The sequence below is a fragment of the Nostoc sp. genome (genome assembly GCF_036919895.1).
Classification (GTDB): Bacteria; Cyanobacteriota; Cyanobacteriia; order Cyanobacteriales; family Nostocaceae; genus Nostoc.
The window spans coordinates 1-19,671 of sequence record NZ_JBALBW010000111.1; the positions used below are offsets into that span (position 1 = coordinate 1).

General features: G+C 43.1%; 30 protein-coding genes. 29 read left to right on the plus strand and 1 reads right to left on the minus strand.

Annotated elements, in window-relative coordinates; genetic code table 11:
• Positions 1 to 137 precede the first annotated feature (137 nt).
• The 24 genes from rplP to prfA all read left to right on the plus strand — a co-directional run bounded on the left by rplP (position 138) and on the right by prfA (position 13,799).
• Positions 138 to 563: a 50S ribosomal protein L16 gene (rplP, locus tag V7K55_RS21970; protein WP_334834775.1), complete on the plus strand. Its 426-nt coding sequence runs from the start codon at positions 138 to 140 to the stop codon at positions 561 to 563.
• Positions 564 to 566: 3 nt separating this feature from the next.
• A complete protein-coding gene (gene rpmC / locus V7K55_RS21975) occupies positions 567 to 794 on the plus strand; it encodes a 50S ribosomal protein L29 (protein ID WP_334834776.1) in 228 nt (75 codons plus the stop codon).
• A gap of 6 nt (positions 795 to 800) precedes the next feature.
• Positions 801 to 1,049 (plus strand): 30S ribosomal protein S17, encoded by a 249-nt coding sequence (rpsQ, locus tag V7K55_RS21980; RefSeq protein WP_094328457.1) that lies wholly within the window; start codon positions 801 to 803, stop codon positions 1,047 to 1,049.
• A gap of 46 nt (positions 1,050 to 1,095) precedes the next feature.
• Positions 1,096 to 1,464: a 50S ribosomal protein L14 gene (gene rplN / locus V7K55_RS21985; RefSeq protein ID WP_069070772.1), complete on the plus strand. Its 369-nt coding sequence runs from the start codon at positions 1,096 to 1,098 to the stop codon at positions 1,462 to 1,464.
• A complete protein-coding gene (gene rplX / locus V7K55_RS21990; protein WP_094342455.1) occupies positions 1,464 to 1,817 on the plus strand; it encodes a 50S ribosomal protein L24 in 354 nt (117 codons plus the stop codon). The genes rplN and rplX overlap by 1 nt, the downstream gene beginning before the upstream one ends.
• Before the next feature lie 116 nt (positions 1,818 to 1,933).
• On the plus strand, positions 1,934 to 2,482 hold the full coding sequence (rplE, locus tag V7K55_RS21995; protein ID WP_334834777.1) for a 50S ribosomal protein L5: 549 nt from the start codon (positions 1,934 to 1,936) through the stop codon (positions 2,480 to 2,482).
• Positions 2,483 to 2,502: 20 nt separating this feature from the next.
• Positions 2,503 to 2,904, plus strand: a complete 402-nt coding sequence (gene rpsH / locus V7K55_RS22000) for a 30S ribosomal protein S8 (protein WP_012410712.1) — start codon at positions 2,503 to 2,505, stop codon at positions 2,902 to 2,904.
• Between the two features lie 86 nt (positions 2,905 to 2,990).
• Positions 2,991 to 3,539 (plus strand): 50S ribosomal protein L6, encoded by a 549-nt coding sequence (gene rplF, locus V7K55_RS22005; RefSeq protein ID WP_334834779.1) that lies wholly within the window; start codon positions 2,991 to 2,993, stop codon positions 3,537 to 3,539.
• A 1-nt stretch (position 3,540) separates the two neighbouring features.
• Positions 3,541 to 3,903: a 50S ribosomal protein L18 gene (gene rplR / locus V7K55_RS22010; protein WP_094328454.1), complete on the plus strand. Its 363-nt coding sequence runs from the start codon at positions 3,541 to 3,543 to the stop codon at positions 3,901 to 3,903.
• A 90-nt stretch (positions 3,904 to 3,993) separates the two neighbouring features.
• Positions 3,994 to 4,521 carry a 30S ribosomal protein S5 gene (gene rpsE / locus V7K55_RS22015; protein ID WP_334730166.1) on the plus strand — a complete coding sequence of 176 codons (528 nt, stop codon included), beginning with the start codon at positions 3,994 to 3,996 and terminating at the stop codon, positions 4,519 to 4,521.
• An 89-nt stretch (positions 4,522 to 4,610) separates the two neighbouring features.
• Positions 4,611 to 5,054: a 50S ribosomal protein L15 gene (rplO, locus tag V7K55_RS22020; protein ID WP_334834780.1), complete on the plus strand. Its 444-nt coding sequence runs from the start codon at positions 4,611 to 4,613 to the stop codon at positions 5,052 to 5,054.
• Between the two features lie 74 nt (positions 5,055 to 5,128).
• Positions 5,129 to 6,442: a preprotein translocase subunit SecY gene (secY, locus tag V7K55_RS22025; protein WP_334834781.1), complete on the plus strand. Its 1,314-nt coding sequence runs from the start codon at positions 5,129 to 5,131 to the stop codon at positions 6,440 to 6,442.
• Positions 6,442 to 6,993 carry an adenylate kinase gene (locus V7K55_RS22030; protein WP_334834782.1) on the plus strand — a complete coding sequence of 184 codons (552 nt, stop codon included), beginning with the start codon at positions 6,442 to 6,444 and terminating at the stop codon, positions 6,991 to 6,993. The genes secY and V7K55_RS22030 overlap by 1 nt, the downstream gene beginning before the upstream one ends.
• Positions 6,994 to 7,183: 190 nt before the next feature.
• A complete protein-coding gene (gene infA / locus V7K55_RS22035) occupies positions 7,184 to 7,408 on the plus strand; it encodes a translation initiation factor IF-1 (RefSeq protein WP_006196724.1) in 225 nt (74 codons plus the stop codon).
• 118 nt (positions 7,409 to 7,526) lie between these two features.
• Positions 7,527 to 7,640, plus strand: a complete 114-nt coding sequence (gene rpmJ / locus V7K55_RS22040; RefSeq protein WP_012410705.1) for a 50S ribosomal protein L36 — start codon at positions 7,527 to 7,529, stop codon at positions 7,638 to 7,640.
• 115 nt (positions 7,641 to 7,755) lie between these two features.
• Positions 7,756 to 8,136 (plus strand): 30S ribosomal protein S13, encoded by a 381-nt coding sequence (gene rpsM / locus V7K55_RS22045; protein WP_334834783.1) that lies wholly within the window; start codon positions 7,756 to 7,758, stop codon positions 8,134 to 8,136.
• A gap of 54 nt (positions 8,137 to 8,190) precedes the next feature.
• Positions 8,191 to 8,586, plus strand: coding sequence for a 30S ribosomal protein S11 (gene rpsK / locus V7K55_RS22050; RefSeq protein ID WP_012410703.1), 396 nt, complete (start codon positions 8,191 to 8,193; stop codon positions 8,584 to 8,586).
• A 327-nt stretch (positions 8,587 to 8,913) separates the two neighbouring features.
• The gene (locus V7K55_RS22055) at positions 8,914 to 9,861 is read left to right on the plus strand and encodes a DNA-directed RNA polymerase subunit alpha (protein ID WP_292725303.1); all 948 of its coding nucleotides are present in this window, start codon (positions 8,914 to 8,916) and stop codon (positions 9,859 to 9,861) included.
• Between the two features lie 31 nt (positions 9,862 to 9,892).
• Positions 9,893 to 10,243, plus strand: coding sequence for a 50S ribosomal protein L17 (gene rplQ / locus V7K55_RS22060; RefSeq protein WP_334834784.1), 351 nt, complete (start codon positions 9,893 to 9,895; stop codon positions 10,241 to 10,243).
• A gap of 74 nt (positions 10,244 to 10,317) precedes the next feature.
• On the plus strand, positions 10,318 to 11,166 hold the full coding sequence (truA, locus tag V7K55_RS22065; protein ID WP_334834875.1) for a tRNA pseudouridine(38-40) synthase TruA: 849 nt from the start codon (positions 10,318 to 10,320) through the stop codon (positions 11,164 to 11,166).
• Between the two features lie 94 nt (positions 11,167 to 11,260).
• Positions 11,261 to 11,722 (plus strand): 50S ribosomal protein L13, encoded by a 462-nt coding sequence (gene rplM, locus V7K55_RS22070; RefSeq protein WP_334834786.1) that lies wholly within the window; start codon positions 11,261 to 11,263, stop codon positions 11,720 to 11,722.
• Positions 11,722 to 12,138 (plus strand): 30S ribosomal protein S9, encoded by a 417-nt coding sequence (gene rpsI / locus V7K55_RS22075; protein ID WP_012410698.1) that lies wholly within the window; start codon positions 11,722 to 11,724, stop codon positions 12,136 to 12,138. Before rplM ends, rpsI begins: the two co-directional genes overlap by 1 nt.
• A 192-nt stretch (positions 12,139 to 12,330) precedes the next feature.
• Entirely contained in the window at positions 12,331 to 12,573 is a 243-nt protein-coding gene (gene rpmE / locus V7K55_RS22080) for a 50S ribosomal protein L31 (protein WP_069070756.1), read from the plus strand.
• A gap of 128 nt (positions 12,574 to 12,701) precedes the next feature.
• Entirely contained in the window at positions 12,702 to 13,799 is a 1,098-nt protein-coding gene (prfA, locus tag V7K55_RS22085) for a peptide chain release factor 1 (protein ID WP_334834787.1), read from the plus strand.
• A gap of 9 nt (positions 13,800 to 13,808) precedes the next feature.
• Here the strand turns inward: prfA and V7K55_RS22090 are convergent, their stop codons facing one another.
• Entirely contained in the window at positions 13,809 to 14,255 is a 447-nt protein-coding gene (locus V7K55_RS22090) for a hypothetical protein (protein ID WP_334834788.1), read from the minus strand.
• Positions 14,256 to 14,495: 240 nt separating this feature from the next.
• On the opposite strand from V7K55_RS22090, the gene V7K55_RS22095 reads away from it, so the two are divergent.
• The 5 genes from V7K55_RS22095 (at position 14,496) to V7K55_RS22115 (ending at position 19,646) form a co-directional block, all read left to right on the plus strand.
• Positions 14,496 to 14,858 carry a helix-turn-helix domain-containing protein gene (locus tag V7K55_RS22095; protein WP_334834789.1) on the plus strand — a complete coding sequence of 121 codons (363 nt, stop codon included), beginning with the start codon at positions 14,496 to 14,498 and terminating at the stop codon, positions 14,856 to 14,858.
• Positions 14,859 to 14,907: 49 nt separating this feature from the next.
• The gene (locus V7K55_RS22100) at positions 14,908 to 15,366 is read left to right on the plus strand and encodes a DUF29 domain-containing protein (RefSeq protein ID WP_334834790.1); all 459 of its coding nucleotides are present in this window, start codon (positions 14,908 to 14,910) and stop codon (positions 15,364 to 15,366) included.
• 73 nt (positions 15,367 to 15,439) lie between these two features.
• Positions 15,440 to 18,130, plus strand: a complete 2,691-nt coding sequence (locus V7K55_RS22105) for a DNA methyltransferase (protein WP_442949107.1) — start codon at positions 15,440 to 15,442, stop codon at positions 18,128 to 18,130.
• A gap of 162 nt (positions 18,131 to 18,292) precedes the next feature.
• A complete protein-coding gene (locus tag V7K55_RS22110; protein WP_334834793.1) occupies positions 18,293 to 18,790 on the plus strand; it encodes a hypothetical protein in 498 nt (165 codons plus the stop codon).
• 34 nt (positions 18,791 to 18,824) lie between these two features.
• On the plus strand, positions 18,825 to 19,646 hold the full coding sequence (locus V7K55_RS22115; RefSeq protein ID WP_334834794.1) for an Rpn family recombination-promoting nuclease/putative transposase: 822 nt from the start codon (positions 18,825 to 18,827) through the stop codon (positions 19,644 to 19,646).
• Positions 19,647 to 19,671: the final 25 nt, after the last annotated feature.

Here is a 19,671-nt window from a genome sequence, read left to right on the forward strand (position 1 = left end):
CAGCAATTTGAAGACCGCTCAAATGAAGGGTAAACGGGGACTGGGGACTGGGGACTGGGGACTGGGTAAGAATTCTCAATCCCCAATCCCTAATTCCCAATCCCTAATCCCCAGTACCTAGTACCCAGTAGCCAATCATGTTAAGCCCTAGAAGAACTAAATTCCGCAAACAACAGCGCGGACGGATGGAGGGACTAGCCACCCGTGGTAGCACCCTCAACTTCGGTGATTTTGCACTCCAAGCACAAGAACCTGCTTGGATTACCTCCCGGCAAATCGAGGCTTCTCGTCGGGCAATGACTCGTTATATTCGTCGGGGTGGACAAATCTGGATTCGGATTTTCCCTGATAAACCAGTAACCATGCGTCCTGCTGAAACCCGGATGGGTTCCGGTAAAGGTAATCCAGAGTTTTGGGTAGCGGTAGTCAAGCCAGGACGGATTTTGTTTGAAATCGGCGGAGTGACTGAAGAAATCGCCCGGGAAGCTATGCGTTTAGCTTCATTTAAACTGCCTATAAAAACCAAGTTTATTATGCGCCCTAAACCACAGGAGCAGGAGTAGCTTATGCCTCTTCCCAAGATTTCAGAAGCTAGAGAATTAAGTGACGAAAAGCTCTCTGATGAAATTATCGCGATCAAAAGACAACTGTTTCAGTTGCGCTTGCAAAAAGCGACAAGACAATTAGAAAAGCCCCACCAGTTCAGACAGGCTCGACATCGCCTAGCCCAATTGCTGACATTAGAAACAGAACGCAAACGGGCAGCAAGTCAATCGGCTAAAGAAGAAAAGTAGGAGATTATGGCAGTTAAAGAACGAGTTGGCTTGGTAGTGAGCGATAAAATGCAAAAAACTGTGGTAGTTGCCATAGAAAACCGCGCTCCTCACCCCAAGTACGGCAAGATTGTGGTTAACACCCAACGATATAAAGTTCACGACGAAGAAAATAAGTGTAAAGTAGGCGATCGCGTTCGCATTCAGGAAACTAGACCCCTGAGCAAAACCAAGCGCTGGAAAATCACAGAAGTTCTGAACGTCAAGCCCGCTTAAACCTCATCGTTGTTATAAATTAACAACACCACAAGGGAGAATAATTGTGATTCAACCCCAGACTTACCTGAATGTTGCTGATAATAGCGGCGCTCGTAAACTAATGTGCATCCGCATCTTAGGTGGAGGCAACCGCCGTTATGGTTTTATCGGTGATAAAATTATCGCCGTTGTCAAAGATGCTACACCCAACATGGCTGTTAAAAAGTCTGATGTTGTGGAAGCAGTAATTGTCCGCACTCGTAAAGCTGTCTCTCGTGACAGTGGCATGAGTATTCGCTTTGATGATAATGCTGCTGTAATTATCAACAAAGACGGTAATCCTAGAGGCACACGGGTTTTTGGCCCAGTTGCTCGGGAACTGCGCGATAAAAACTTTACCAAAATTGTTTCTCTGGCTCCGGAGGTGCTTTAATGGCAACCAAACAAGGTACGCCCAAAGTATTCCACAAAATGCACGTCAAAACTGGCGACACAGTACAAGTGATTGCTGGCAAAGACAAAGGAAAAATTGGTGAAATTGTCCAGGCACTTCCCCAACTGAGTAAAGTCATCGTCAAAGGTGTCAACATTAAAACCAAGCACGTCAAACCCCAGCAAGAAGGGGAATCAGGGCGAATTATCACCCAAGAATTCCCAATTCATAGCTCCAACGTGATGCTTTATTCAACTAAGCAAAACGTTGCCAGTCGTGTTTGTTATACCTTTACTTCAGAAGGGAAAAAAGTCAGAAAACTTAAAAAAACTGGCGAAATTCTGGATAAATAGTTAGCAGTTAGGAATTAAGAGTTAGGAATTAAATTTAACTCATAACTCACAACTCATAACTCATAACTCATAACTTTGTTCCCTGACCAAGCCCAGGGATATCAGGACAAAAAACTATGCCGGCAACAAGACTCAAAAGCTTATATCAAGAGACAATCGTCCCAAAACTGATTAATCAGTTTCAATATACCAACGTTCATCAAGTACCGAAGTTGGTAAAGGTTACTATTAACCGAGGTTTGGGTGAAGCTGCTCAAAACGCAAAGTCGCTGGAAGCATCCATCAACGAAATTGCGCTTGTCACCGGTCAAAAACCAGTGGTAACGCGGGCTAAAAAGGCGATCGCTGGCTTTAAGATTCGTCAAGGGATGCCCGTTGGGATCATGGTTACTCTAAGAGCTGAACGGATGTATGCCTTTTTCGATCGCCTGGTTAGCCTATCACTGCCCAGAATTCGAGATTTTCGCGGCGTTAGCCCTAAAAGCTTTGACGGACGGGGTAACTATACTCTGGGTGTAAGAGAACAGCTAATTTTTCCAGAAGTCGAATACGACAGCGTTGATCAAGTGCGTGGGATGGATATTTCCATCATCACCACAGCAAAAAACGACGAAGAGGGTCGCGCCTTACTTAAAGAATTAGGAATGCCCTTTCGCGATCAGTAAGTTCATCTATAGAGGGAACGATGGCGGCTAACGACACAATTGCAGATATGCTGACGCGCATCCGCAATGCCAACCTGGCGCGGCATCAAACTACACAAGTGCCAGCTACAAAAATGACCCGCAGCATTGCCAAAGTGCTACGGGAGGAAGGCTTTATTGCTGAAATCGAAGAAGCAGAAGAAGGGGTAAAACACAACCTAGTGATTTCCCTGAAATATAAAGGTAAAAATCGTCAGCCTCTAATCACCGCCTTAAAGCGAGTGAGTAAGCCAGGCTTGCGTGTTTACTCCAATAGAAAAGAATTACCAAGAGTACTAGGCGGTATTGGCATTGCCATTATTTCTACATCCAGTGGGATTATGACTGACCGCGAAGCGCGTCGTCAAAACTTGGGTGGCGAAGTGCTTTGTTACGTTTGGTAGTCATTGGTCATTAGTCGTTTGTCATTAGTCATTAGTGAAAGACAAAGGACAAAAGGCAAAGGACAAATAACAAAGGACAAAAAGTAATGTCTCGTATTGGTAAACGTCCAATTACTATTCCCGCCAAAGTTCAAGTGGCGATCGATGGTACGAATATTGTAGTGAAAGGGCCGAAAGGAGAACTTTCTCGCACTCTCAGAGATAATATCTCACTCCTTCAAGAGGGAGAAATATTACACGTAAATCGTCGGGATGAAACTCGGACATCGAAGCAACTGCACGGCTTGAGCCGCACTTTAGTTGCCAACATGGTCGAGGGAGTTTCCCAAGGTTTTCAGCGCCGTTTGGAAATCCAAGGTGTTGGTTACAGGGCACAACTTCAAGGACGTAACCTAGTTTTAAACATGGGTTATAGCCATCAGGTGCAAATTGAACCACCCGAAGGAATTCAGTTTGCTGTAGAAGGTACCACTAACGTAATTGTTAGCGGTTACGACAAAGAAATCGTAGGCAACACAGCCGCAAAAATTCGCGCTGTACGTCCACCAGAACCTTACAAAGGTAAAGGTATTCGCTATGCCGGTGAAGTGGTAAGACGGAAGGCTGGTAAGACTGGTAAGGGTGGTAAGAAGTAGAATGAAACTTACTCGTAGAGAATCAAAAAACCGTCGTCATCGCCGGGTTCGTGGTAAAGTTGTTGGCTCCCCAGAACGTCCGCGTTTAGCGGTATTCCGTTCTAATGAGCATATTTATGCCCAGGTAATTGATGACAGTCAGCATCAAACCATAGTGGCAGCATCGACTTTAGAACCAGATTTGAAATCTAGTTTAGCGTCAGGTGCAAACCGCGACGCATCGGTGCAAGTTGGTAAGTTGATCGCAGTGCGATCGCTAGAAAAAGGCATCACCAAAGTAGTCTTCGATCGCGGTGGTAACTTATATCATGGTCGTGTCAAAGCCCTAGCTGATGCAGCCCGCGAAGCTGGTTTAGATTTCTAAAGTCATTGGTCATTAGTCATTAGTTATTGGACAAATGACAAAGGACAAATGACAAATGACAGACAACTGACGTTCACCAGAGCATAAATTATGGCAACAGAGCGTAAAAGTAGAACAAAGCGTGCCAAAAAAGAAGAAACCACTTGGCAAGAGCGGGTTATCCAAATCCGACGCGTAAGTAAAGTGGTCAAAGGTGGTAAAAAACTCAGCTTCCGAGCGATCGTTGTCGTTGGTAACGAACGCGGTCAAGTTGGAGTTGGAGTAGGCAAAGCTTCAGATGTAATAGGTGCCGTCAAAAAAGGCGTAGCCGATGGCAAAAAACACCTCATTGATGTCCCAATCACCAAATCCAACTCCATCCCCCATCCCATTGATGGTGTCGGTGGCGGTGCAAAAGTGATTATGCGTCCAGCCTCACCTGGTACTGGGGTAATTGCGGGTGGTGCTGTGCGAACTGTGTTGGAATTGGCAGGAGTTCGTAACGTCTTAGCCAAGCAACTTGGTTCCAACAATCCGCTCAATAATGCTAGAGCAGCAGTCAATGCTTTATCTACATTGCGGACTCTTTCTGAAGTCGCCGAAGATCGCGGTATTCCTATTCAAAATCTCTACATCTAATTTAGTCATCAGTCATTGGTCATTAGTGAATAACAAATGACAAATGACAAAGGACAAATGAGAAACGACAAATGACAACTTGGTAACTTATGAGACTCCATGATGTTAAGCCGCAAAAAGGCTCGAAGAAACGCAAAAAGCGTGTAGCCAGAGGTATTTCTGCCGGTCAAGGCGCTAGTGCTGGTCTAGGTATGCGGGGTCAAAAATCTCGTTCTGGTAGCGGTACTCGACCCGGTTTTGAAGGTGGTCAACAGCCATTGTACCGCCGCTTACCGAAGCTGAAGGGCTTTCCGATTGTTAATCAGAAGATTTACACTACGATTAATGTAGAGAAGCTCGCCTCCCTTCCCGCTAATACGGAAGTCACTTTGGCCTCATTGAGAGCAGCAGGTATCCTAACTGCCGTGAAGGGGCCATTGAAAGTTTTAGGTAACGGGGAATTGAGTACTCCACTCAAGGTACAAGCGGCAGCTTTCACAGGTACAGCTCGTAGCAAAATTGAGGCAGCTGGTGGTAGTTGTGAAGTCTTATGAGTGAGCCGGAACAGCGCACTTAAATGGAAGCCAACTCGCTGTCAGCGCCTGGTTCACTATAAAGGTAGCACTCTATGATCAGTCGAGACAAAGCCCCAACGGCTCAAGAAACTTTTATGCAGATGGCACAAGCAGCCGGGCTTAGAGGTAGGCTGCTTGTAACTGTCGGTGTTTTGATTTTGGTTCGCCTGGGCATCTACTTACCAGTACCAGGGATTGATAGACCCAGATTTACCGAAGCCATATCAGGCAATAATTCCATATTCGGTTTATTGGATATATTTTCCGGGCGAGGACTTTCAACTTTAGGCGTTTTTGCTTTAGGGATTTTACCCTTTATTAATGCGTCTATTATCATCCAATTGCTCACTGCAGCGATTCCATCTTTAGAAAATTTACAGAAAAATGAAGGCGAAGCCGGCCGGCGGAAAATATCGCAAATTACCCGCTATGTAACTGTGTGTTGGGCAATTCTCCAAAGTACAGCTTTTTCGGCATTATTCCTCCAGCAATTTGCCTTAAATCCAGGGCCAATCTTTGTAGCTGAAACTGCGATCGCTCTGACGGCTGGTTCTATGTTTGTAATGTGGGCATCAGAACTCATTACAGAGCGTGGTATTGGCAATGGCGCATCATTGTTGATTTTTGTCAACATTGTTGCTTCATTACCAAAAGCTTTAGGCGATACTATCGATTTGGTACAAGTCGGCGGTCGGGAAACAGTCGGTCGTGTCATAGTCCTAATTTTAGTTTTCCTGGCAACCATTGTTGGTATTGTGATTGTCCAAGAAGGAATGCGCCGCATCCCGATTATTTCGGCTCGTCGCCAAGTAGGTCGTCGAGTTTTGGCAGAGCAACGGAGCTTTTTACCCTTGCGGTTAAATCAAGGCGGGGTAATGCCAATTATCTTTGCCGCAGCCATCCTCAGTTTGCCACTACTAATTGCTAATTTCGCCAAGAATGCAGAGTTGGCAAATATAATTAACACTTATTTGAGTCCAAGCGGTTCTGGCTCTTGGGTCTATGCCTTGGTTTACATGATTTCGATAATTTTCTTCAGCTACTTCTATTCTTCTTTGATTCTCAACCCGGTAGATGTAGCGCAGAATTTGAAGAAAATGGGTTCTAGTATTCCTGGCATTCGTCCCGGCAAAGCGACTAGCGAGTATATCGAGCGAGTTTCAAACCGACTCACCTTTTTGGGTGCGATCTTTTTAGGCTTGGTTGCGATTATTCCAACCGGCGTAGAAAGTGCGTTAGGAGTACCCACATTTAAGGGACTAGGTGCTACCTCTCTGTTAATTTTAGTGGGTGTGGCAATTGATACGGCAAGACAAATCCAAACTTACGTGATCTCTCAGCGTTATGAAGGAATGGTGAAACAATAGTGACGCGACTAATCTTCTTGGGGCCACCTGGGGCTGGTAAAGGAACACAAGCTCAAGCATTGGCGGAACACTTGAATATTCCCCATATTTCTACTGGGGAAATCTTAAGACAAGCCATGAAAGAGCAAACTCCTTTGGGAATCAAGGCTCAAAACTATGTAAATAGCGGCGAGTTAGTCCCCGACCAGCTAGTACAGGACTTGGTACAGGAGCGCCTCAACCAACCAGATGCAGAAAATGGTTGGATTCTTGATGGTTTTCCCCGCAAAGTGACGCAAGTGGCTTTTCTAGAAGAATTGCTGGAAAAAATACATCAGAGTGGTGAAAGGGTAGTCAATCTAGATGCACCAGATGATGTTGTGGTAGCACGTTTGCTAACTAGAGGACGAAAAGATGATAACGAAGAAGTGATTCGTCGGCGGTTAGAAGTTTACCGCGATGAAACGGCACCTTTAATTGATTATTATCGCGATCGCCAAAAACTTTTAACAGTCAATGGCAATCAGTCCCAAGAAGAAGTCACTAGTGAACTGCGAAAGATAATCGCTTGAGATGAGGGAGTAGGGGAGGAGCTACAGTAATTCTTTCCCTAATTCCCAATGTTCCATACCCCTCCCAAGAAACAGATCAATTGTAGCTAAGATATATTAATAAACTGTTGATATATTTCTTAAAATGTGTTCTCTTGCAGATGAAGTGCTGCAACTGAACACGAAATTGTTGAGTTGAGGAAAAAACAAATTGTCTAAGCAAGATTTGATTGAAATGGAAGGCACGGTTACAGAGTCCTTGCCCAATGCGATGTTTCGCGTTGACTTGGATAATGGGTTTAACGTGCTAGCTCACATTTCAGGCAAGATTCGCCGAAATTATATCAAGATTTTGCCCGGCGATCGCGTCAAGGTAGAGTTAACTCCTTACGACTTGAGCAAAGGTCGAATCACCTATCGACTACGAAAGAAGTAACTATTATGTAGAGAGTTTTACCATAAAACCATCTTTTTGACTGTTTGCTAGTCAAATTAGTGGATTGTTTTTCCTAAAAATGCTATAATTTAATATTTGGAGTCAAAAAATAAAAGGCATGAAAGTTAGAGCCTCAGTCAAGAAAATTTGTGAAAAGTGTAGCGTAATAAAACGTCGTGGTCGCGTCATGGTGATTTGCGTGAACCCCAAGCACAAGCAACGTCAAGGATAACACTCTTACTAACAGAGTTAGTTGTAGCACGCATATCATCATTAAAACGAAAAGACGCGATTAATCACGTTTTTCCAACCAACAGTAATTGCGAAAACAATAGGGAGAGTTCATTGTGGCACGTATTGCCGGAGTAGACCTTCCACGCGATAAGCGCGTTGAAATCGGTCTGACTTATATCTATGGAATTGGTTTATCACGCGCTCAAGAAATTATAGCGGCTACTGGTGTGAACCCAGACACCCGCGTTAAAGACTTAAGTGATGCCGATGTGATAGCCCTGCGAGGCGAAATAGAAAGCAACTATCAAGTTGAAGGAGACTTGCGGCGCTTGGAGTCTTTGAACATCAAGCGCTTGGTTGACATTGGGACTTACAGAGGTCGCCGTCATCGTATGGGCTTACCAGTCAGAGGCCAAAGAACTCGCACCAATGCTAGAACCCGTCGAGGTAGAAGGCAGACAGTGGCTGGTAAGAAGAAGGCTCCAGGGAAATAAATTTGCAACACTTGCTAATCAGAGCAAGTTTTACCTTAAATCAACTAAACAAGTATGGCGAGACAACCAACTAAAAAATCCGGGAGCAAGAAGCAGAAACGGAATGTGCCCAGTGGGATGGCCTACATCCAATCTACTTTCAACAATAGCATTGTCACCATTACCGATCAAAATGGAGATGTCATCTCCTGGGCCAGTGCTGGTTCTAGCGGTTTTAAGGGAGCAAAAAAGGGAACTCCCTTTGCAGCGCAAACTGCTGCTGAAAGTGCAGCCCGTAGAGCTATAGATCAAGGAATGCGCCAAATTGAGGTAATGGTAAGTGGGCCAGGAGCAGGTAGAGAAACCGCTATCCGGGCGCTTCAAGGAGCAGGACTGGAAATTACACTGATTCGGGATATTACCCCGATTCCTCACAATGGTTGTCGTCCACCCAAGCGCCGTCGAGTTTAAATACTAAAAATCGGGCATTGAGGACAATAAGCTACAACCAAAGAAAGTAAATTTACTTGCAATGACCAATTGGGCGGATAACGTGCAAACTGTCATTGGGTGAAAACTTGGGCGACCAAAAGCGAGTCAGATTTTTCCGTAAGGAAAGCTGTTAAACTTCGGGAACCCAAAATATTATTAGCGCCTGAAAGCTCAATAGGAGCGTCAAACTATATCGTAATCTCATACTAATAGTTTGATAGACCTATAATCTACAGGACATAAATTCAATTCTGGAGGCAATTGATTTGTCTGCTAGCAGCACCTTAGAAAAAGGGAGGCTCATCCGTGGCGCAGTTTCAAATTGAATGTGTAGAGTCGAATACCGAAGAAAGTCGGAACCATTACAGTAAATTTGTTTTGGAACCTCTAGAACGCGGTCAAGGAACAACTGTTGGCAACGCACTGCGGCGGGTTTTACTATCTAATTTAGAAGGTACAGCAGTTACAGCAGTGCGGATTGCGGGCGTTTCACACGAGTTTGCTACAGTTCCGGGCGTGCGGGAAGATGTGCTGGAAATCCTCATGAAAATGAAGGAAGTTATCCTCAAAAACTATTCTTCGCAGCCTCAGATTGGGAGATTACTCGTTACCGGCCCAACAACAATCACTGCGGCGCATTTTGATTTGCCCAGTGAAGTAGAAGTCATCGATCCAACTCAGTATGTAGCTACCATCGCTGAAGGTGGAAAGCTAGAAATGGAATTTCGGATCGAGAAAGGTAAAGGCTATCGCACCGTAGAGCGAGGACGTGAGGAAGCGACATCGTTGGATTTTCTCCAAATCGACTCAATATTTATGCCAGTGCGAAAAGTCAACTACAGTGTTGAAGAATCTCGTGGGGAAGACTTGATTCCAAAAGACCGACTCCTGTTGGAAGTTTGGACGAATGGCAGTATTTCCCCCCAAGAAGCACTATCTTCTGCTGCTGCGATCTTGGTAGATTTATTCAACCCGTTGAAAGATATCTCCCTAGAACCAACAGACACAGGTTCGGATATTCCAGACGATCCAACTGCCCAGATACCCATCGAAGAGTTGCAACTTTCTGTGCGCGCATATAACTGTCTCAAACGGGCACAAGTTAATTCTGTGGCAGATTTGTTGGATTATACCCAAGAAGACCTCTTAGAAATTAAGAACTTTGGGCAGAAGTCGGCAGAAGAAGTCGTGGAAGCTTTGCAGCGACGCTTGGGCATCACCCTGCCAATGGAAAGAGGCTCTAAACACCCTTAAGAAAAACCTTCATAATTCATAGTGCATAATTATGCGTCACCGTTGTCGCGTCAAAAAACTCAGTAAACCAGCCGATCAACGCCGTGCTTTACTACGATCGCTCACCACCGAGCTGATCCGTCATGGTAAGATTACCACCACTTTAATTAGAGCGAAAGTTCTCCGAAGTGAAGTGGAAAAAATGATCACTCTAGCTAAAAATGGCTCCCTGGCAGCACGCCGCGAAGCCCTTGGCTATATCTTCGACAAACCATTGGTTCACGCTCTATTTGAGCAAGTTCCGACTCGATATGGCGATCGCCAGGGCGGTTATACCCGCATCATGCGTACCGTACCGCGTCGGGGTGATAATGCAAAAATGGCCATAATTGAATTGGTTTAAGTCATTAGTCATTGGTCATTAGTCATTGGTTATTTACAAATGACAAAAGACAAATGACAAAGGACAAAATCTGTATGTTAGAAAGCCACCAGCCTACACAAACTCATCGAGTAGCCTTGGTAATCCAATACCTGGGCACTCATTTTCATGGCTGGCAACGGCAAAAACAACACCGGACAGTCCAAGAAGAGATCGAAATTGCGATCGCTACTATTCTTGGGCATCATGTAACACTACATGGTGCTGGACGAACCGATTCTGGAGTTCATGCTGCTGCTCAAGTAGCCCATTTTGAAGCTACAGGTTTAATTCCGCCTCACAAGTGGGCAACAATCCTCAACAGCTATCTGCCGCCAGATATATTAATCAGGGCTTCAGCTAGTGTAGATAACCGTTGGCACGCTCGCTTTAGTGCAGCCTATCGACGGTATCGCTACACAATATATACTGAAGATCGGCTTAACTTGTTTGTAAGACCCTTCAGTTGGCATTATTATTATGCACCCCTGGATGAATCTTTAATTCAAGCTGCCTTGAAACCTCTCTTAGGAAAGCATCACTTAGCTGCTTTTCACCGTGCAGGATCAAAGCGATCGCATTCCTGGGTAGAGGTGCAAGCAGCAGAGTGTCGTCGCAGTGGGCCATTTATCCATATTGAAATACAGGCAGATGGCTTTTTGTATGGCATGGTACGGCTGTTGGTAGGGATGCTGGTAGAAGTAGGTTCTGGACAACGAACACTTTCTAGTTTCACCGAAATTTGGAAAGAACAACGTCGGGAAGAAGTGAAATATGCCGCACCGCCTCAAGGCTTGTGCTTGTTGCGAGTTGGCTATCCCGATTTTCCCTTTCCAAAAGAAATTTGGTACGACACCTTGCCAAAGTTCGTCACTAGTCAAGAGTCATTAGTCATTGGTTCTTAGTCATTGGTCATTAGTGAATAACAAAGGACAACTGACAAAGGACAAAAGACAAATGACTAATGACAAATTAAAAATGACAAAGGACAAATGACAAATGACAACAGTTAAAACATACCTCCCTTCTCAAGCGTCCATTGAGCGTGAGTGGTACATAGTAGATGCCACCGATAAACGCCTCGGTCGCCTCGCCAGCGAAGTCGCCCAGGTATTGAGAGGCAAAAACAAACCCGAATATACACCCCACCTAGATACAGGTGACTTCGTAATCATCATCAATGCCGAGAAAGTAGCAGTCACAGGCAAAAAGCGCACTCAAAAGCTTTACCGCCGCCATTCTGGTCGTCCCGGCGGGATGAAAACCGAAACTTTCGCTAAACTGCAAGACCGCATACCAGAGCGAATTTTAGAACAAGCTGTTAAAGGTATGCTACCTAAAAATAGCTTGGGTAAGCAGTTGTTCACCAAGCTGAAAGTTTACGCTGGGCCTACGCATCCCCATGATGCTCAAAAACCCAAAGAACTAAAAGTTAGTACAATTCCTGGAGAAGAAAATTAATGGTAGTAGCAGATGCTAATAGCGGTCGCGCCGTATACTGGGGTACTGGCCGTCGCAAGAACGCAGTAGCAAGAGTACGCTTGGTTCCAGGCACCGGTCAACTGACTGTGAACGGTAAAGATGGAAACTTGTATTTCCAATTTAACCCCAACTACCTGGGAGTGATCAAAGCACCCCTGGAAACTCTGGGACTAGAAAACGAATATGACATTTTGGTAAAAGCAGAAGGTGGCGGCTTGACCGGACAGGCTGATTCTGTTCGCTTAGGAGTTGCTCGTGCTTTGTGCCAACTCGATCCAGATAACCGCCCACCTTTGAAAACCGAAGGTTATTTGACTCGCGATCCGAGAGCAAAAGAGCGGAAGAAATATGGTTTACATAAAGCCCGGAAAGCGCCTCAGTACTCTAAGCGTTAAGCGATTGGGTACTGGGTACTGGGTACTGGGTACTGGGTATTGGAGATTAAGTATTGAGAATTTGAGTATTGGGAAAAGTCCGTTGTTTATTTACATCTTTCCCAGTCCCCAATCCCTAGTCCCCAGTCCCTAATCCCTAGCTGCAATTGAAACCTGAAAGTTATAATTGATATAGATTCATCACAAAAAACAATGGCTAAAGCTGATATTCACCCCAAGTGGTATCCAGATGCTAAAGTTTACTGCAACGGTCAAGTTGTTATGACCATTGGCTCTACTAAGCCAGAATTGCACGTAGATGTTTGGTCTGGAAATCACCCCTTTTACACCGGCACTCAGAAGATTATTGACACTGAGGGTAGAGTAGAGCGCTTCCTCCGCAAGTACGGCATGAGCAGCACTCAAACATCTGGCGACGAACAAGACAAAAAGTAGCGAGTTGGCTCCGCTGTTAACGACGGCCCTGCATCAGCTGGGTCGATTTTCATTTATATGCTCGAGCCAATTTGTTATTTTTTTAAGGAGCGAATGCGCTCCGCACACACTTCGTGAACGCACTTGTCATGGCTGAATCATACTTACTGGACAAACTAAAATCCGTTGAACAAACCTTTAATGAATTAACACGTCGTCTTGGCGACCCCGATACCGCTAGCAATCCTGATGAGTATCAAGAAATTGCTAAGTCTCGTTCTTCTTTGGAAGAGGTGGTTAATACTTATGAGATTTGGAAAATAGCCCAAGAAGACTTAATCGGAGCGCGTCAGGTTTACAAAGAATCTGCAAGTGACCCAGAGTTGCAAGAAATGGCATCACTGGAAGTAAAGGAACTTGAAGAAAAAATAGAAAATTTAGAGTCTCGCTTGAAAGTCTTACTGCTACCACGCGACCCCAATGATGAAAAGAATATCATGTTGGAAATTCGCGCTGGTACTGGTGGCGATGAAGCAAGTATTTGGGCTGGCGATTTGATGCAGATGTACACCCGCTATGCCCAGACTCAAGGTTGGAAAGTTTCTCTAGTGAGCGAATCTCGTGGAGAAATGGGTGGCTGGAAAGAGGTCATTCTTGAAATTAAAGGTAATGACGTTTACAGCCAGTTAAAGTTTGAAGCTGGAGTGCATCGTGTGCAGCGCGTGCCGGCAACTGAATCTGGGGGACGGGTTCATACTTCTACAGCTACGGTGGCAATTATGCCAGAGGTGGATGATGTGGAAATTCACATTGACCCGAAAGATATTGAAATGACTACAGCCCGTTCTGGTGGTGCTGGTGGGCAAAACGTCAACAAGGTGGAAACAGCCGCCGATTTGATGCACAAACCGACAGGGATTCGGATTTTCTGTACAGAAGAACGCAGCCAGTTGCAAAATAAAGAACGGGCGATGCAAATTCTGCGGGCGAAGTTGTATGAGATCAAGTTACGCGAACAACAAGAAGTTGTAACTTCCATGCGGCGATCGCAGGTTGGTACTGGATCGCGATCGGAAAAAATTCGCACCTATAATTATAAAGATAACCGGGCTACCGATCATCGGTTAGGTCAGAATTATTCCCTTAACCCTGTTTTGGATGGTGATTTAGAGACGCTGATCCAATCTTGTATATCTCTAGACCAGCAAGAACGTCTCGCGGAGTTAGCGACTGCTGCCGCTAACTAATTTTTGCGGTTAAATATTCTGTAAAACCACTTGTTGCACTGTTGCTTTTAACAGATACAGGTGGTTTTCTAATATTGCGTGGAGTGTATTTTCTATTTCACTGGGATAATGGTAATAGGCAAATTCGTACTTTATAACGTAATTTAACTTTGCCCATTCCTTCAGTGTTTCACAGGTATAAATTAGCTTTTCCACTTCTTCTTGCCAACGTGCAAAAATCCGGTAGCTAAAAAAGCTGCTGCATATATTGCCTTTTGCATCCCAGTAGGAAATACACACTTGATGTTTCAGAAGGTGGATTTTTTTGATTTGCTTAACATCGTAGCCTTTAACTTTTAAAGCTTCTTTGGTTTCTGAAGCAGAAATGTTCCACTTTTCTGGTTTAATTTTATTAGTGGCTATAAGGTTTTTACCTTTGCGGCGATATTGATTAATTTTACGTGGCTTGCGAAACATGATGCACCTTCGATATTATTTCTTCGCAGCAAAGTCTAGCTACTAGCACAAGCGCCGTAGCAAACTGAGTTTTTTGGGTTGATTAAAGATTGATGGGTTAGTCTACTAGCTTGATGCCTATAGTTGCCGATTTACAACCAGAGATATATTTTAGTACTAAAACAGAAGGCTGTCAATATAAAAGTAAACTTGTAATATTGAAAGTAAACTTGTAAATAAAGTTGGCTAGCTATATAAGCAGTGAAGATCGAAAGCAAACAAAAACTGATTGAAATCATTAAACTAGCTCGCGGTTCAATGAGTCAGCGAGCCTTTGGTAAGCTTTTGGGAGTATCTGCTACTGCTGTTCAGATGTGGGAAAAAGGTGTGAAGGTTCCAGATACAGAAAATTTGGCTCAAATCGCATCGAAAGCAGGCTACACAATGGAAGAGTTAATCAGCTGCATTGATGGTAAGGCAATTCCAGAAACTTCAGATTTGAGTCTGATTCTGAGACAAATCCAGCACATGCCTTTGGCGCAAGTGGCTCAGATTGTCCAAGCTGCGGCAGATAGATTGGCGGCTGTGGCTGAAGCTTCTGGGGATGAGGCAAAAGCAAGTTAAATAATTCGTAATTCGTAATTCGTAGTGACGCTTGCTGTCAAAATTCAATATGGACAAACCTTTTTTGTATGAACAAGACTTCTATGGCTGGACACAGCAGCAGGCTAAAGCGTTAGAGCAGAGGCTAGTTATGGAACTAGACTGGCAAAACCTGCAAGAGGAAATTCAAGCTTTGGGGAGACAGGAGTATCGGGAACTCGTGAGTCGTCTGAGTGTATTACTCGGTCATCTATTGAAATGGGAGTATCAACCCGAACAACGCTGTCGCAGTTGGTTTTTAACAATTCGAGAACAGCGTCGCGCCATCAACAGACATTTGCGACAGAACCCTAGCTTAAAATCTCGAATAGAAGAAGCTTTGTTAGATGGCTTTGAAGCGGGAGTGGATTTGGCGCTACGAGAAACTAACTTACCATTACGAACTTTTCCAGAGCATTGCCCATATTTATTTGATGCTGCGATCGCAGACAATTTTCTGTGCGATACTCGTCAAGACTGGGAAGGATAATTCCTACCATTTTTCTTGATTAATTCATAACATGGGAATTGTTAAAAGTACTTATGGCAATTCTCAATCGAAAATGGTATCAGCGACACCTGAAAGTCTAGATAAGTTTGTTAGTTTTTGTCAGCAGCACATCAAGGGACAGGAAAAAAAGGAAGCGCAAACCTTTTTAGATCGATTCTTCCGGGCTTTTGGGCATGAGGGAGCGCTAGAAGCGGGAGCCAGTTACGAAGAGGCAATTAAAAAAGGTAGCAAAAAGGGTAAAACTGGTTTTGCTGATTTGGTGTGGAAACCCCGTGTATTGATTGAGATGAAAAAGCGCGGGGAAAACTTGAGTAAGCATTATTCCCAAGCATTTGATTATTGGACGCGGTTAGTACCAGATCGTCCCCGTTATGTGTTGTTGTGCAATTTTGACGAGTTTTGGATCTTTGACTTTGATATCCAATTAGATACACCAGTAGATGTAATATCCTTGGAGCAACTGCCAGAAAGGGCAGGAGCCTTTGCATTTATGGAGTTTGGAGACAAAACTCCTGTTTTTCGCAACAACCAGCTAGAAGTAACTGAACGTGCAGCGCGTCGCATGGGAGAGTTGTTGCTAGAACTGGAAAAACGCGGGATTGAAAAGTTGACCGCGCAGCGTTTCATCCTGCAATGTGTGCTGGCAATGTTTGCAGAGGATAGGCAACTTTTACCACGTGATATGTTTGTTTCCTGTGTTCAGGATTGCATGAGTGGGGCGAGTTCCTATGATATTTTGGGTGGTTTATTTCGGGAGATGAATTTGCCGGGAATTACGCCAGCCGGACGTTATAAAGACGTGGATTATTTCAACGGCGGGTTATTTTCGCAGATTCATGCGATTGAGTTGACAAGGGAAGAATTGAATTTTTTAGATGTATCGGCGAAAGAAAATTGGAGTAAGGTACGTCCAGCAATTTTTGGGAATTTGTTTGAAGGTACGGTGGATAAAAAAGAGCGTCATACACGGGGAATTCATTTTACCTCAGAAGCAGACATTATGAAAATTGTCCGTCCAACCATTAGCCGCTATTGGGAAGAAAGAATTGAAGCAGCAAGCACAATTGCTGAACTTTCTACATTGCAATTGGAACTCCAAAGCTATCGTGTACTTGATCCCGCTTGTGGTTCGGGTAATTTTCTGTATATGGCTTATCAGGAACTTAAGCGAATTGAAATGTTGCTATTAGAAGCAATTGCACAGCGTCGTAAATCTGAAGATAAGCAAATTCAAATGGGTTTTGTCACGCCACAGCAATTTTATGGCATGGATACAAATCCTTTTGCTGTGGAATTGGCACGAGTGACGTTGATGATTGCGCGAAAGATTGCGATTGATAATTTAAAGTTGACTGAACCCGCTTTACCTTTGGATAGTTTAGATAATAATATTGTTTGTCAGGATGCACTGTTTAGTGAATGGCAGAAAGCTGATGCAATTATTGGTAATCCACCGTTTTTAGGTGGACATAGAATAAGAAAAGAATTAGGTGATAATTACACTGAAAAAGTTTTTAATAAATTCACAGATGTTAAAAATCAGCAAATAGATATTGCTTGCTATTGGTTTAGATTAGCTCACTCACAACTTGGCGATAAAGGCAGAGCCGGATTAGTTGCTACTAATTCAATTTGTCAAGGTAAAAATAGAGAAGCTTCTGTAGACTATGTTGTTAAAAATAATGGATATATTTATGATGCTATCTCTAGTCAACCTTGGTCGGGTGAAGCAAGTGTTCATGTTAGTATTATTAACTGGAGTAAAGAGAAGTCTTATAAATTATATTTAGATAATTATTTAATTAAAGCTATAAATTCCTCACTTAAATCAACTGTTGATCTGACGATAGCAAATCGAATAAAAGTAAACACTGGGTGCTGTATTCGTGGAGTAGAACCCAATGGTAATGGATTTATAGTTACAGAGGAACAGGTAAAAGCTTGGGTTGCATCTGATGCAAAAAATAAAGAAGTTCTCAAGCTGTTTTCAATGGGTGCTAATCTGGCGAAAAATCCTCATGGTATTCCAAAACGTTGGATTATCGATTTTATGGATATGTCTATTGAAGAAGCCAGTAATTACATATTACCTTTTAGACATATTGAAACTTTTGTCAAGCCAGAGCGTTTAAATAACCGTGAACTAATCCTACAACAAAAATGGTGGAGATTTAAGCGTACTAATAAAGCAATGAGAACAGCAATTACTGCTTTAAATTGCTATTTTACAGTACCCAGAGTATCAAAATGGGCTATTTTTATTCCTGCACCTATTAATTGGTTAGCAGGTGATAAGTCAGTTGTTCTGACTAACGACAATTTTTATGTTTTTGGTATTGTCTTATCGATAGCGCATCGTACTTGGATGAATGCTCAAAAATCAACTTTAGGTGAAACTACAGCCTATACGCCCACAACCTGCTTTGAAACCTTCCCCTTTCCTCAAAAATCTGATCCTAAATTAGCTAATCAAATTCGCTCAAAAGCTGAAGAGCTCCATCAATATCGCACACAACAAATGGAGTCTAAACAGTGGGGAATCACCACGCTGTACAATAAATTTTTTGATGAGCCAACCAGCCAGCTTTATAAACTGCATGAACAGTTAGATAAATTAGTGATGCAAGCCTATGGCTTTAGTCCTAATGACGACATTTTAGAGAAACTTTTAGAATTGAATTTAGAGTTAGCTGAGAAAGAAAAACAGGGAGAATCTGTTATTGGGCCTTGGACACCAGTCTGAAATATAGCATTCCTAAATCATTAGTAAAAAGTTAGATCCCCGACTTCTCAAAGAAGTCGGGGATCTGGACACCGCGAAATAGCCAGAAAATATAACCACTGGCGGGTAATGAGTAAGTGGTTTTAAAATGGTGAAATCTGATAAATATTGAAGGGTGCAGCTATGTCTCTACGCAACGAACCGTTAGATTGGCATTTTGAATCAGATGAACATTATATACCGATTTATCATAAAGGTGATTTGGTAGGTTTTTTTAAACCAGAATATGCCAGTGAAGTTATTAAATTTTTAAACGAAGAAGAAGTTTTAAAGAAAGCATTAAAAATGGCTTGTACTGATTTAATTAAAAAAGTGGGTGGCGATACCAGAAAAGTATATTATTTAATGGAAAAATATGTAAAAAATAGCGAACGTCCGAAGCATGGAACTAGAGCGATCGCAGTTTTACTTCAAGATAGGCAAAAAGAGCTTGACTTGAGTAATCAGGAGTTTGCAAAATTCTGCGACACCTTTAAATTATCTCCTACCGAACTGAATAATATTTATGCTGGAGAAGCATTTGATGATAGTTTATTAGCGCCCCTTTCACGTATATTAGGGATGGCAAAAGAGCAATTGCTGAAAGTGCGAGATGGTTCTGAAGAACAAAGCAACACATGAACAGCAAATCAAAATCTTCAATTGATATAAAGTTGTGAAAACAGACATCATCTTTTATCGCCTGTTTCAAGAATTCCCTGATATCTTCTTTGAGCTTATTGGTAATTCTCCAGAAGAAGCTAGCCTTTATCAATTTTCATCAGTTGAAATCAAACAAACAGCCTTCAGAATCGATGGTGTATTTCTGCCTACAGAAGGAAGTGAGAATCAGATTTATTTTGTTGAAGTGCAATTTCAGGCTGATGGAGAAATTTATTCACGGCTAATTGCAGAAATATGTTTATACCTCCGTCAGAATCAACCGTTAAATGACTGGAGTGCTGTGGTTTTATACCCAAATAGAAATGTAGATACAGGCGATATCAAACATTACCGTGAGTTTTTCACAAGTGGGCGCGTGAGGCGCATTTATTTGGATGAATTAGGTGAAGGTGCATCGCTTCCAATTGGTATTGCAACTGCTAAATTAGTAATTGCAACTGATGATATAGCGATCGCACAAGCAAGGGAGTTGATAGACAGAACCAAGTCTGAGATAAATTCACCATCAAAACAGCAACAATTATTACAATTTATAGAGACTATTTTGGCTTACAAGTTTCCCACAATGACTAGGGAGGAGATGGAGCAAATGTTTGGCTTAAGCGAGTTAAAGCAAACCAGATTTTATCAGGAAGCCTTTCAGGAAGGCATTGAACAAGGTAAGGTTGAAGGCATTGAACAAGGTAAGGTTCAAGGCATTGAACAAGGTAAACTCAGAGCAGTACCAGCAATGTTGGCAGCCGGGTTGACTGTAGAACAAGTAGCACAGGCGCTAGATTTGAGTGTCGAACAAGTCAGACAAGCCGCACAGTAGGATTCTTCTGATCAAGGAGTAGAGG